General features: G+C 70.9%; 12 protein-coding genes. 9 read left to right on the top strand and 3 right to left on the bottom strand.

Annotation, left to right across the window (positions count from 1 at the left end):
• Nucleotides 1-12 precede the first annotated feature (12 nt).
• A complete protein-coding gene (locus tag ACFY3V_RS30655) occupies nt 13-900 on the bottom strand; it encodes a universal stress protein (protein ID WP_362900931.1) in 888 nt (295 codons plus the stop codon).
• Nucleotides 901-1228: 328 nt separating this feature from the next.
• Between ACFY3V_RS30655 and ACFY3V_RS30650 the strand changes: the two genes are divergently transcribed.
• Nucleotides 1229-2098: a universal stress protein gene (locus ACFY3V_RS30650; protein WP_362900933.1), complete on the top strand. Its 870-nt coding sequence runs from the start codon at nt 1229-1231 to the stop codon at nt 2096-2098.
• Nucleotides 2099-2429: 331 nt separating this feature from the next.
• Here the strand turns inward: ACFY3V_RS30650 and ACFY3V_RS30645 are convergent, their stop codons facing one another.
• A complete protein-coding gene (locus tag ACFY3V_RS30645) occupies nt 2430-3098 on the bottom strand; it encodes a CBS domain-containing protein (RefSeq protein WP_362900935.1) in 669 nt (222 codons plus the stop codon).
• A gap of 321 nt (nt 3099-3419) precedes the next feature.
• Between ACFY3V_RS30645 and ACFY3V_RS30640 the strand changes: the two genes are divergently transcribed.
• The 8 genes from ACFY3V_RS30640 (at nt 3420) to ACFY3V_RS30605 (ending at nt 11568) form a co-directional block, all read left to right on the top strand.
• The gene (locus ACFY3V_RS30640) at nt 3420-3848 is read left to right on the top strand and encodes a pyridoxamine 5'-phosphate oxidase family protein (protein ID WP_350946145.1); all 429 of its coding nucleotides are present in this window, start codon (nt 3420-3422) and stop codon (nt 3846-3848) included.
• 242 nt (nt 3849-4090) lie between these two features.
• Nucleotides 4091-4789, top strand: a complete 699-nt coding sequence (locus ACFY3V_RS30635) for a CBS domain-containing protein (RefSeq protein WP_362900938.1) — start codon at nt 4091-4093, stop codon at nt 4787-4789.
• A 509-nt stretch (nt 4790-5298) separates the two neighbouring features.
• Nucleotides 5299-5457, top strand: coding sequence for a hypothetical protein (locus ACFY3V_RS30630; protein ID WP_350946147.1), 159 nt, complete (start codon nt 5299-5301; stop codon nt 5455-5457).
• Nucleotides 5458-5468: 11 nt separating this feature from the next.
• Nucleotides 5469-8060 carry a hypothetical protein gene (locus ACFY3V_RS30625; protein ID WP_389778306.1) on the top strand — a complete coding sequence of 864 codons (2592 nt, stop codon included), beginning with the start codon at nt 5469-5471 and terminating at the stop codon, nt 8058-8060.
• Nucleotides 8053-9093 (top strand): lantibiotic dehydratase C-terminal domain-containing protein, encoded by a 1041-nt coding sequence (locus tag ACFY3V_RS30620; RefSeq protein WP_389778304.1) that lies wholly within the window; start codon nt 8053-8055, stop codon nt 9091-9093. Before ACFY3V_RS30625 ends, ACFY3V_RS30620 begins: the two co-directional genes overlap by 8 nt.
• Nucleotides 9094-9107: 14 nt before the next feature.
• The gene (locus tag ACFY3V_RS30615) at nt 9108-10181 is read left to right on the top strand and encodes a thiopeptide maturation pyridine synthase (protein WP_389778302.1); all 1074 of its coding nucleotides are present in this window, start codon (nt 9108-9110) and stop codon (nt 10179-10181) included.
• 131 nt (nt 10182-10312) lie between these two features.
• Nucleotides 10313-10669: a metalloregulator ArsR/SmtB family transcription factor gene (locus ACFY3V_RS30610; RefSeq protein WP_350946151.1), complete on the top strand. Its 357-nt coding sequence runs from the start codon at nt 10313-10315 to the stop codon at nt 10667-10669.
• Complete coding sequence (locus tag ACFY3V_RS30605; protein WP_362900946.1) at nt 10669-11568, top strand: cation diffusion facilitator family transporter; 900 nt, start codon at nt 10669-10671, stop codon at nt 11566-11568. The genes ACFY3V_RS30610 and ACFY3V_RS30605 overlap by 1 nt, the downstream gene beginning before the upstream one ends.
• A gap of 170 nt (nt 11569-11738) precedes the next feature.
• Here ACFY3V_RS30605 and ACFY3V_RS30600 read toward each other — a convergent pair whose 3' ends face one another.
• Nucleotides 11739-12293, bottom strand: coding sequence for a hypothetical protein (locus ACFY3V_RS30600; protein ID WP_389778299.1), 555 nt, complete (start codon nt 12291-12293; stop codon nt 11739-11741).
• Nucleotides 12294-12568: the final 275 nt, after the last annotated feature.

Raw genomic sequence — 12568 nt, 5'->3', positions numbered from 1 at the left:
CCCGAAGAGACCTCAGAGGTCACCGGAGGTGTCGAAGCCCGCCCGAGCGGGCTCACTCCGCGGCGGACTCTCCCAGCCCGCGGGAACGACCGCCACGGGGCAGAAGCCGTGCTGAAGAACCGACCTGGAGGTCGAGCCGAGCCTGCCGTGATCACGTGCCCCGCCGACCACCACCAGACTCGCCTCCCTGGACACGTCCTCCAGCAGGTCCTTCGCGGACGTCGCGGCGAAACAGGCACGGACCGACACCCCGGGGTAGGCGATCCGCCATGGCCCCAGCCGCTCCAGCATGCCGTCCTCCGCCGCGTGCATCGCGACCCGCGTGTCGTGCACCAACGGCTGCAGGCGCCCGGCATGCACCGCCGTCAGCTTCAACCGCCTGAGGGCGGCCTCACGAAAAGCGAACTCGATCACCCCGTCAGGGGTGTCGCCGCTCATCCCCAGAACCACGGCACCGCGCTCCCTCGGCACCGGGATCGGCCCGGGCCCGCGCACCACGATCACCGGACACCCCGCATGAGCCGCCACATACCCGGCGACCGACCCCAGAATGGTCCTGGCCAGGGTGCCCATGCCCCGAGAACCCACGACGATCATCGCCGCGCGCTCCGACAGCTCGACCAGCCGTTCGGCGGCCGCGCCCTCATACAGATCCGTCGCGACATCGGTCAGCGTGCTACACGCGCGAGCGCAGTCGGCCCCGTGATACAGCACATGCTCGGCGGCGTTGCGCAGATGAAGCCTGGCATCCTCATCGGCCTCCCCATACGGCCACCGCCACGTGTGAACCACCTTCAGCGGCAACCCCCCGAGCTCGGCCTCGTCCATCGCCCACTCCAGGGCCTGCATGGAGAAGTCGGAACCGTCATAGCCGACGACAACCTCACGAATATCGCTCATCGCGCTCTCACCTCCCTCTCCATGCTCGCCAGGGCACACGCAGAAGAGCAGGGCGGAAGGTCCCGCCAGGATGGGACCTTCCGCCCTGCTCACCTCACGGCCCCCACCCGCGAAACCCGGGCGACGAACCCTGATCCTCCCCCCGCCCTCACCCGGCCGGGCGACGAGGCGGCCCCGAGGAAACCCTGGGGACCTTCGTCCCTACCCGGCGAACGACGGAGCCACGAAGAATGAGACAAGCCAGCGGCACACGCGAGAACCCGCCGGATCTCGGGCCCGGCCACCGGGATCAGAGCATCGGCCCCTGAACGCACCGAGGGCGGTCACCATGACAGCACCCATCATCGTCGGCGTCGACGGCTCGACGCCCTCGCTACAGGCCCTGACCTGGGCAACGCGGGAGGCGACCCTGAGAAAGGCGCCGTTGCGCGTCGTCCACGCCGCCCTGCGCTGGGCCTACGACGTCCCGCTCGTCCCCCAGCCCGGCCACTGGGGCCCCGCCGAGGAAGCCGCCTGCGAGGAACTCCTTCACCGGGCAGCCGAACAGGTCCGCTCCCACGACCCCGCACCGAAGGTCACCACCGAGATCCTCGACGGAAACGCCGCGGAGGCGATCGCCGCCGTGGCCGAGAGCGCACAACTGGTCGTCGTCGGCCACCGGGGCCTGGGCGGATTCGCCGGCCTGCTACTGGGCTCGGTCAGCCACGACCTGGCTGCCCGATCCCCGTGCCCGGTAGTGATCGTCAATCAGCCGCACACCACCCGGGGCAGCGAGATCGTCGTCGGCGTCACCGGACGTCCCGACCAGGACCCCGTCCTGGAGTTCGCCTTCGGCGAGGCGGCCCTGCACCGGCGCCCACTGCGAGCGCTCCACGCCTGGACCCACCCGGCCAGCAGAGCACCCGGCGACATGCAGCCACTCGTCTACGACGTCGAAGAGGTCGGTGACGAGGAGGCCCGCCTGCTGGCCGAGTCGCTCAGTGGCCGGCGGGAGAGGTTCCCCGACGTGCCCCTCATCGAGCAGGTCGTGCACAAGCATCCGGCCAAGGCGCTCATCGACGCCTCCGAGACCGCTGAACTGGTCGTCGTGGGCGCCCGCGGCCGGGCGATGTTCCTCAGCTCGACCGTACGCGCCCTGCTCCACCACGCTCGGGCGCCCGTCGCCGTCCATCACACCTCGCACGACCATCGGAGTTGAGCCCTCCCGGCACAGACACCGTGACGCCACCTGCCAGGCCGGGAGAAAGGCACGTGTGGCGACATCGGGCACCTTACGAGCGAACGACGGCCCGCCTTCCCGTAGCGCACGCCGGACCTGACACGCCTTTGTTGTTCAATGCCGTCTTTAGTCCTTTTGTCCTATTTGTCTGCTTTGAGCTAGTCCGCGCCCTTTACAAAGTAGATCAGCAATGTCTTTCACATCCCCTTCGAACCTTTCGAGCGCGCGCCACCACCACCGGACCGGCGGCACAGCGCATGCCCACCGTCATGCCCACCGCGTCCGGCGATGATCCCGATGGTGCGCCGGCCTACAGCAGGGGCGGGAGGACGAGCAGGTCGTCGTCACCGTGCTCAAGCCGTGAGGTGACGTCGACGACGCCTTCGAGCCGGCGGATCGCCTCGACGAGCTGGACGACCTGTGAGCGGTGTTCGACCTTGCCGTCGAGCGTCACCACACCGTTCTCGACGCCGATCACCACCTCCGAGGCGGTGGTGTTCAGGTCGCGGGCGACGGCTTCGGCCTCGGCGCGCAGTTCGGCCTCGGCGCGGTCGAAGACGCGCAACAGGTTCGCCCGGTGCAGGATGCCGGCGAGGCGGCCGGTCACCGGGTCGATCACCGGAAGCTGCTGGATCCTCTTGTCGTGCATGAGTCGCGCCGCCTCCCTGACGGGCATGCCCGGCGTAACGGTGATCGCGGGCGAGGTCATCAGGTCCTTGGCCACGACCGCCGCGGCCTTCTCGTGCTCGCGCCGGCGAGCGGCGCTCTCGAAGATGGAGATGCTGTGGCGCACCGCGTCGCTCTCCTTGAGCAGCAGATCGTCCTGCGAGACCACCCCGACCGGACGGCGCTCCACGTCGACGACCGTCACCGCGCCCACGGCGAAGCGTCGCATCACGGCCACGATGTCGGCGAAACCCGCGTCCTGCCGCACGGCGATGGCGGTGCGGCCCATCACGTCACTCACGGTGATCGACATTTTCTTCCCCAATTCCTGCGAGTCCTCACGGATGTTCCCGGCCTCCGGGCGCCGCCCGGAGTGGACGACCGCCACATCGCGACGCGCGTGGTGTCCTCCGTCCTCTCCCCCATCAGACCTCCCTCCCGGCGGTCCGCTCCAGGGCCACAGGTCCCGATCTCACCGCGTGAGGGCAGAGTCTTTCGTCCCGGACCCGGCACGCGTCATCGATCGATGTCCCGTCGGCGTCCCGTCGGCGCCCGGCCCGAGGGCAGATCGTCGGTGATGAAGGGGACTTTCGCCCCTAACGTCGCCGGAGAGCGACCGGGCAGCCTTAGGGGCATGAAGCTCGACTCGGCAGGTCTGCAGATCCTCTCGCGCCAGGAGTGCGTCACGCTCCTGGCGTCGGCCTCGATCGGGCGCATCGTGTTCACCGACCGGGCCCTGCCCGCGGTGCAACCGGTCAACTTCGTGCTCGACGGCGAGAACATCGTGATCCGCACGGGTTTCGGGTCCAAGCTCGCCGCCGCGGCCAGCGACGCGATCGTCGCCTTCGAGGCCGACGAGTTCGACCTCACCGCCCGCACCGGCTGGTCGGTCACCGCCGTGGGCCCCGCACGCGCCGTACGCGAACCGAACGAGATCGAGCGCCTGTCCGCACTCCCCCTGCGCACCTGGGCGCCCGCCAACCGTGACCACTACATCGTGGTACGCGCCGAACAGATCACCGGCCGCCGTCTCTCGTCCAGGCATGACGAGCGGGAGACCTGACAGCCCGTTTCCGGCACGCCCACGGGCCGCGTCCGGTGGCAGCCGGCCAGGGACCTCCGGCCCTGCATACGGTTCCCCGACGGGGGTGAGATGGGGATGAGAAGAGCCGGGCAGATGACCCCACTCATCCGCAGGAAGTGGAAGAGACCGTTCCCGGAGAACTCCGCCCGGCTCGAAGGTCCGCCGGGCGGACCTTCGAGCCGGGCGAGTGGGCCCGCATCATCACGGGTGGAGAACATGCCATGCGCACCAAGGTAGAGAACGTCATGACCAGGAACGTGGCGCTGGTCACCGCCGACACCCCGTTCAAGGACATCGCCGAGACACTCATCGCGTGCGCGGTGAGTGCCGTCCCCGTCGTGGACGGGGACGGCCGTGTCATCGGCATCGTCTCCGAGGCGGATCTGCTCGCCAAGGAGGAGTTCCGGGAGCAGTACTACCGCGAGGGCTACCAGCCGCCGCTGCGCGCCCGGCTGCGGCACCGGCTGAACCAGGAGGTCCGCGACCCGAAGGCCAGGGCGCGGGGCGACGTCGCCGCCGAACTGATGTCCTCCCCCGCGATCACCGTCACCGGAAAGACGCCGACGGTCGGCGCCGCCAGGCTCATGGAGGCGCACGGCATCAAGCGGCTCCCCGTCGTCGACCAGGACGGCCGCCTGGTGGGCATCGTCAGCCGCCGCGACCTGATCAGGGTTTTCGTCCGGCCCGACTCCGACATCGCCGACGAGGTGCGCGAGGAGGTCCTCGGCCGCTCCCTGCGCATGGAGACCGCGCAGGTCAACGTCCGGGTCGACCACGGTGTCGTCACCCTGACGGGCACCATGGAACGTCGCAGCGAAGCCGAGATAGCGGCCCGGGTGATCGGCCGCGTCAACGGCGTCGTCGACGTGGTGAACGAGGTGCGCTGGATCCAGGACGACGACGCCTGGAGTGGAGGATGAACCGGCCACTCCCCACCCCTCACGCGTCCGGGCCGGGATCCTTCCGAACGGCGAGCGATCCTGGAAGAAGAACGCGATCCGATCGCCGGAAAGCGCGACGCCACGCGATTCGGCTTCGCGATCCCACGACCGCGCGGCAGCGAAACAAGAACGTAACGCGCGATGACTCACCGTTAATCACACCGTCCTTAGGACGCTCAATAAAGAACCGTTCTTCCGCCCGCCCGAAAACCCGCTGTCGACACCGACGAGGACCCTTATTTCGACAGACAGCAATCTCTTACCATCGTGGCACCGAATGGTTCTGTGATCTTGCTGACGGTGACACCTGGCTGGTGGAAAAGGTGACGACACCCATCGCCGCAGCATCGAGAGTCGATTGATATTCGACCCCCGCGCCTCCCGATCATTTATTTCCCCCGCCGTCGGATGACGAGACGGTCGACCGTGCCTACGATAACGATCGTCACCGACACAGCCCGCTCCGGCGGGCAGGAATGGGAGTTCAAATGGCGACGAACGAACCACTCCACCTCGATCTGGAGGCGCTCGACGTGATGACGGTCGAGCTCCCCGGCGAGGATCTCGTGAAGGCCCTGGGCATGGGGCTCGGTAACACCGAGGTGGGCGCCTCGGGTCTCACCGGGCGCACGAGCTGGCTCATCTAGGTTCCCCGCACATGGTCTCGACGCGTCGTGGCCTGCCGGGACGCGTCGAGATCGACGCGGCTCATCGCACGGTGGACGCGACCGTGGTCGCCAGAATCGCCGCGCTGCCGGTGGCGGCACTCGCGGAGCTGAGGTGCACGGCCACCTGGCGGAGCGTCCGGGAGATCCTGGCGATTCGTCGCCGGCTGGCCGACGAGGGCCGACGGCTCGCGGACGAGCTGGAGCCGGTGATCGGAGCGGTCGGACCAGGTCCGCGGCGGCCGGCGCTGGTGGCGTTGCGCCGGGCGCTGTACAACGCGAGACGCCCGGCGGGCCGCGCCTGGCCGGTGGAGGTCGGTTCCGGCCTCGCTCCGCGCGTCGCGGACTGGATCGCGGACCTCGACCGGCATGACGCGCTCGTCCGGCGACTGCCGGAGGAGCTCGATCAGGAGCGCCGGGACGCCTACGAGGTGCTGCGCCGGTGGGTCGGCACCGATGCCTTCGGCCATGGCGTGCTCCAGGCGGGACCGGCGATGTCCGCCGCGCTGCACCGGTGGCTGGCCGCGCCGCCCGGCACCGCCCCGCCGCGCCAGGTCGCGCTCCGCCTCACCCGCTACCTGGCCCGCGTCGTGGCGAAGACGAGCCCGCACGCGACCTTCATGATGGCGGCTCTCGGGCGGTGGAGCGACGACGGCGAGCCGGTCCGCTGGGAGGGGGCGTGGGCGTGGCGCAGCGCGGTCGAGCCGAACGTCCCCCTGCTGCTGCGGCTGCTCACCGACCTGGCCCGCGCCGACGACGGCCTCGCGGACCTCTTCGTGGTCAGGCCCAACCCGAGCCTCGACGAGGACGACGGCCGCCTGTGGTACGTGACCGGCCAGGAGGACGCCTACAACGGCATCGCCGCCTCCGAGCCGCTCCGGCGGCTGCTGCGCCCGCCGTACGACGATCTCCGTACCAGGGCCGGTGGCGCGCTCGGCAGGCTGCTCGACCTGGGAGTGCTGGAACTCCATCCCCCGGTCGCCGACCAGGCCGCCGCGCACCTCGCCGACCTGACCGATCGGCTCGGCACGCATCCCGCGGGCAAGGCGCTCGCCGCCGCGCAGGAGGCGCTCGCCCGTTACCCGGAGGCGGCCCGCGTGTCGGAACGCGAGGCGCTGCGGCGGAAGGTGCGCTCGGCGTTCATCCGGCTGGCCGAAGACGACGCCGACCGCCTGCCGGACCGCAACCTCTTCCACGAGAACGCGGTGCTCACCACGCCCGGACCTCGGCTGGGCCTGACCGCCTGGCGTCCCGCCCTGGGCGACCTGCACGCGATCACCGACTTCGCCGCGCTCTTCGATCGGGACGGCGTCGCCCGGCTGCTCGCCGCCGACCTGTTCGCGCGGTGGTTCGGCGCCGGCGCGCGGGTGCCGTTCGGCCGGTTCCACCGAACGCTCGCCGAGCGAACCCGTCGGGCCGCACCCGGCACCCTCGCCGGTGAGCTGCACGCGCTCATGTATCCGTGGCAGGAGCGGCCCCCGGAAGGCCGGACGCCCGCCGTGCCCCGGCTCGACGAACTTCGAGACGCCCGCGCGGCGGCGCTGGCCGCGGCGCGCAGGCTGCTGCCCCAGACCCCGGACCCGCTCACCGTCGATCCGGCGGTGCTGGCCGGTCTTACCGTCGGCCGTCCCGCGTTCGTCCGTCCCGTGGGGTCGCTGTCGTGCTTCGTGCAGACGATCGGCCCGCCGGAGGAGACGCCGGTTCGGCTGGTGCTCAACGGGCTCGGCCCGGGGCACGGCGCGATGCGCAGCCGCGTGCACCGCCTGCTGCGGGTCGCCGGGGTTCCCGCCGATGAGAACCGTCCGCTCGGGACGGAACGCGGCGTGCCGGTGGAGATCACCGGGCTGTTCGGCAGCAACGTCAACCTGCGTTCCACGGTGGCGGCCCAGGAGATCGGCTATCCGGGTGTGGTCCCGAGCGGCCCGGCCGTGTTCGACCTGCGTGACCTCGCCGTCCGGCACGAGCCCGGCGCCGGCGGTCTCGTTCTGACGCGCGCCGGGCACGACACCCCGCTCCTGCCGGTGTACACCGGGATGGTCGCGCCCATGCTGCTGCCGCGTACGGCACGCCTCCTGCTCCAGCTCTTCGGCGACATGCCCAGCCCGGTGATGGGGCTGGAGTCGATCTTCTCCCGGCCGCCGGAGTCGGTGCCGGCCCGCGTCGAGCGTACGGCCCGGGTGTCGGTCGGCCGGGTCACCGTGGCCCGTGCCGCCTGGTACGTCCCGGTGCGCGAGATCCCGCGCCGAGGCAGGGGTGACTCCGCCGCGGCGCATCTGCTCGCGCTCGCGGCCTGGTTCGCCGAGCACGCCCTGCCGGAACGTTGTTTCGTCTCCTCGGCCGATCCCGGCGCGCCGGCACGCGACAGGTTGCGCCTGGGGCGGCTCGCCAAGCCGACCTATCTCGATCTGGCCGATCCGGCGCTGGTCGCGCTGTTCGACCGAGGGCTGGACGCGAGCGGATCGATGGTCGTCTTTCGTGAGCCGCTCCCGGACCTCGAGGCGGCGGCCGACCTCGGAGGCGGCGGCGACCACCCCGATCACCGCCGCCATGTGAGCGAGTACGTGGTCGAGGTGGGCCATGCCTGACCGCTGGATCTCCCTGCACGCCTTCCACCGGACCGACACCGACCTGCTGCTCCGCACGGCCGTCGACGGGCTGGTGCGGGAACTGGACGAACGGCTCGACCGGTTCTTCTTCCTGCGGTACTGGGAGGGCGGCCCGCATCTGCGGCTCCGCCTGCTGCCGCGCGTCCCCGGCGACGCGACGACGATCGAGAAACACGCCACGGCCGTGCTGCGAGAGCACCTCGCGGCGCATCCGACGACGGCCCCGTGGGACCGCGAGGGCTACACGCTGCTCGCCCGGGAGTTCGCCGGGCGGGAGGGCATGGACACCTACGACAAGCGACTGCGGCCCGACGACCACGTGGAGGCCGTCGCCTACCGGCCCGAGTACGCGACGTTCGGCGGGCCGGAGGCGATCACCGCCGTCGAGCGGCACTTCACCGACTCCAGCAGGATCGCACTCGCGATCCTGCGCGGCGAGCACGACCACCGGCGGCGGCTGGGCCACGCCCTCGCCGCGATGATGCTCACCCTCATCGCCTGGGAACCCGGCCCCCGCCGCCTGGGCCTCCTGCTGGCCGGAGAGCGTGACCGATGGGATCCGGCACCGGCCCGTGCCCGGCAGGTGGAGATCTTCACCAAGCAGCGCGAAGCCCTCACCGCACAGGCGGAGAGGTGCCGGCTCATCGCCGCCCGCGCCGTCTCCTCCCGGAACCACGTCACAGCCGGCCGCTCCGCCGGCGGGCCGTCTTCCGGCGGCGTCCCCGACACCGGCGACGCGTACGACTCGCCCGGCGCCTGGTGGCGCTCGGTCGACACCCTGCACCGGCGCCTTGTCGCGCTCCAGCGGGCCGGGCGCTTCTCCCCGGTCCGCGCCCGCAAGGCATTCCGTACTTCCGGCGCCGTCGACGCCCCGGCGGACGCGGACCGCCACGACGTCCTGAGCGTGCTGGACCGATGCGTCCACCTGTTCTGCAACCGTCTCGGCCTGTCGATCGCCGAAGAGGCGCACCTGCGCTACCTGACCGCAGTCACCCTGGAGGGGTTTGCATGATGCGAGGGAACCCCGTGAGCGACCTCCCCTGGCACGGCATCCAGATCCGCTACTACGACCGGGACAAGGACGCGCTGATCCTGGACTGCGTCCGCCCGCTGTTCCAGCGCCTGGACGGCCTCATCCGGCAGCCCTACCTCGTCCGCCACTGGCGCCGGGGGCCGCACCTGCGGCTCAACTTCCGCGCGACCCCGCGAGACTGGGAACGCGAGATCCTCCCCGTCGCGACCGAGGCGATCACCGGTTATCTGCGTGAGCATCCCTCCACCACCCGCCTCGACGAGCACGAGCATCTCGCCGCCCACCGCCTGCTCGCCGTACGGGAGCACGAGACCGGGCCGCTGCTGCCGTGGTATCCGGACAACTCCCTGCAGACCGAGCCGTACGACGACCGGTTGCGCGTCTTCGGCGGCCGGTCGCTGGCGGACCTGATCGACGCGTCCGCCGCGGAGAGCACCCGGCTCGTCTTCGGCACGCTGGACCGGGTCCGCCGGGGTGAGCTCGCGCTGTTCGCGGTCGCCATCGACCTCATGGTCGCCGTGGCGCACGTGAGCGTCCCTCCGGTCAGCCGCGGTTACATGTCGTACCGCTCGCACGTCGCGGCGGCCACCTCGTGCTGTGAGGACCGGGACGCGGTCATGGCCGCGTTCGAGGCCAGGTACCGCGAGAACGCCAGGCAGATGCGCGCGACGGTGGTCGACGTGGTCGCGTCGATCGACGCGGGCGACCCGGCGCCGCACGTACGCGACTGGATCACCTTCACCCGCCGCCACAAGGAGATCGCCCTGCCGCTGCTGGCCCGTAAGGAGATCGATCTGGACGCCTCCGAGCAGCCGGTGCTCCAGCGTCACCGGGTCGACTATTTCGACGTGCTCATGTCCACCGACCGGCACCGCACCGAGATCCTCGAATCGGACTGGTTCCTCGCCCACCGCCTCGTGGTCAACATGCTCTACGCCCACCTGGCCCGGCTCGGTGTCACCCCGATCCAGCGGCACCTGTTCTGCCATCTGATCGCTTCTGCGGTGGAGGAGGAGTACGGCGTCTCCCCGCTGGAGAAGGCCCGCGAGTACCTGCTCAGCGGCTGAGCCACCGTCCGCCGGACAGGCCCGGGCACGGCGTCGCTTGACAGGCCGCCTCCGGCGAACGCTAATCTTTATATATGAATAGTTCTTCAGATGAGCGATTCGTGGCGATAGATGGGTGTACAGCCCGGATCGTGGACGCGCCGCGGGTGGCGGTGGTGCGTGAGCGGATGCCCGCCGCGCAGGATCTGACCGACACCGCCGAGGTGTTCGGGCTGCTGTCCGATCCCGGCCGCCTGCGGTTGCTGCTCGCTCTGCTGGAGGGCGAGATGTGCGTGTGCGATCTGGCCGCGGTGAGCGGCCAGAGCGAGTCGGCGGTCTCCCACGCGTTGCGGCTGCTGCGGGCGCACCGCGTCGTGACGGCTCGCCGGGCCGGCCGGATGGCCTTCTACCGGCTGGAGGACGCGCACGTGCGGATGCTGCTCGACCTCGCGCTCGCCCACACCGAGCACACCCAGGCCATCCATCCCGAACGCGACGGAACCCGCTGATGGGCACCGGGCACGGCCACGGGCACGCGGCGGGCCGGCACCGATGGCGGCTCGCGGTCTCCTTCGCCCTGATCGGCTCCTTCTTCGTGGTCGAGCTGGTCTACGGGCTGATATCGGGCTCGCTGGCACTGCTGTCGGACGCCGGGCACATGGCCGCCGACGTGGTGACCCTGGGCGCCGCCCTGGTGGCCACCCGCATCGCCACCCGTCCCGACACCACGGGGCGCCGTAGCTACGGCTCCTACCGCGCGGAGGTGTTCGCCTCCCTGCTGGCCGTGCTGCTGATGCTCGGCGTGGCGGTGTACGTGGTGGCCGAGGCGGTGGGCCGCATCGGCGCCACCGCCGAGGTCTCCTTCGGCCCGATGCTCGTCGTGGGAGCCATCGGCCTGGTGATCAACGTGATCGTGTTGCTGCTGCTGCGCGCGGGCGCGGCCGAGAGCCTGAACGTCAAGGGCGCCTACTACGAGGTGGTGGCCGACACCGCCGGGTCGGTCGGTGTCATCGTCGCCGGATGGCTGGTCGCGACGACCGGCCAGCCGGTCTGGGACACGCTGATCGCACTCGCCATCGGTGTCTTCGTCGCGGTGCGCGCCATCTCGCTCGGGCGGCAGGTGTTCGCGGTCCTTGGCCAGCACGTACCGGCCGGGATGGACGCCTCCGCCGTCGCCAGGGACCTGGAGTCCGTCGAGGGCGTGCGCGACGTCCACGACCTGCATCTGTGGACGTTGACCTCCGGCATGAACGTCGCCACCGCCCACCTGGTCACCTCCGACGGCGCCGACAGCCACGCCGTCCTGGACCAGGCCCGCGACCTGCTGCTCAGGCGCCACAACGTGGCCCACGCGACCTTGCAGGTCGAACCGGCCGACCACCTGGGCTGCGACGAGCTGGGCTGGTGAGAGCCTCACCGTCGCCGCGCTCACCCGGCGACGGTGTCGGCACGGTGGAGGACGTCCGGACCGCCCCGGGTTGCCCCGGGCCGACACGAGAAGGCCCGCTCCCCGTACGGGGGGCGAGCCTTGGGTGATCCGGGGGTGGTGTTCGGAGGACGGATGTGTCCGGGGGACGGTTATCGAAGGACGGGGTAGCGACGCACCAGGGGGGTGGCGGCCCACCAGGTGCCCAGGCCCCAGGTGGTGCCGGCGCCGCTCAGGGCCAGGCCGGTCAGCACGACGGCGTAGACGAGGTGGTCGTCCATGAAGGGGTTGGTCTGCAGAGGGAGTTCGGCGGCCCACATCAGGACCATCATCAGGCCGCCCGCCACGGCGGCGACGCGCAGGCCCGCGCCCAGCAGGAGGGCGGCACCGACGCCCAGCAGGCCGAGCATGAACAGCCAGTCCACCCACGCCTGTCCGGCCAGGCCGCCGAACACCCCGCCCAGGGCGTTCTCGCCGGTTCCCTTGAGGAAGCCGGTGGTGGGGCTGCCGCCGTTGATCCAGGCGCGTTCGGCGGGGGTGGCGAACCCCCAGCCGAAGGTCTTGTCCAGGAACGCCCACAGGAAGATCCAGCCCAGGCTGATCCGGGCGATCGCCCAGACGTAGTCGACCGGACGCCTGGCGGCCGGCGCGGGGACGGTGTCCATGACCGGCCCGGTGTGAACGTCGTGCCTGTGAGTGGTGGCCATGACGGCTCCCCTTTTCGTGGTGTCGCGTGATGCTCGGCGGTCTTCGTGACGTACTCATCACACCGTTTCCCGGAGCCCGGCCACAGTGCCGTACGGACCGCGTCACGCTCTCGAACGTCCCTCCCCCGCGGGACCTTCGGCCCTGTCACGCCGCGCACGACGGGAACGGGGAGTCTCACCACCAGGGAGAGGACAGCACGCACGCGAACGCCGGCGACACACACCGCCTCCGGCCATGCCGCTCCCCGACCGTTGCCGGCCGAAGGGCACACCGG

Origin of the sequence: Streptosporangium sp. NPDC000095 (genome assembly GCF_042899335.1) — a bacterium.
Lineage (GTDB): Bacteria > Actinomycetota > Actinomycetes > Streptosporangiales > Streptosporangiaceae > Streptosporangium.
The sequence above is the reverse complement of the archived record's forward strand: the minus strand, read 5'-3'. Positions and strand labels throughout refer to the sequence as shown.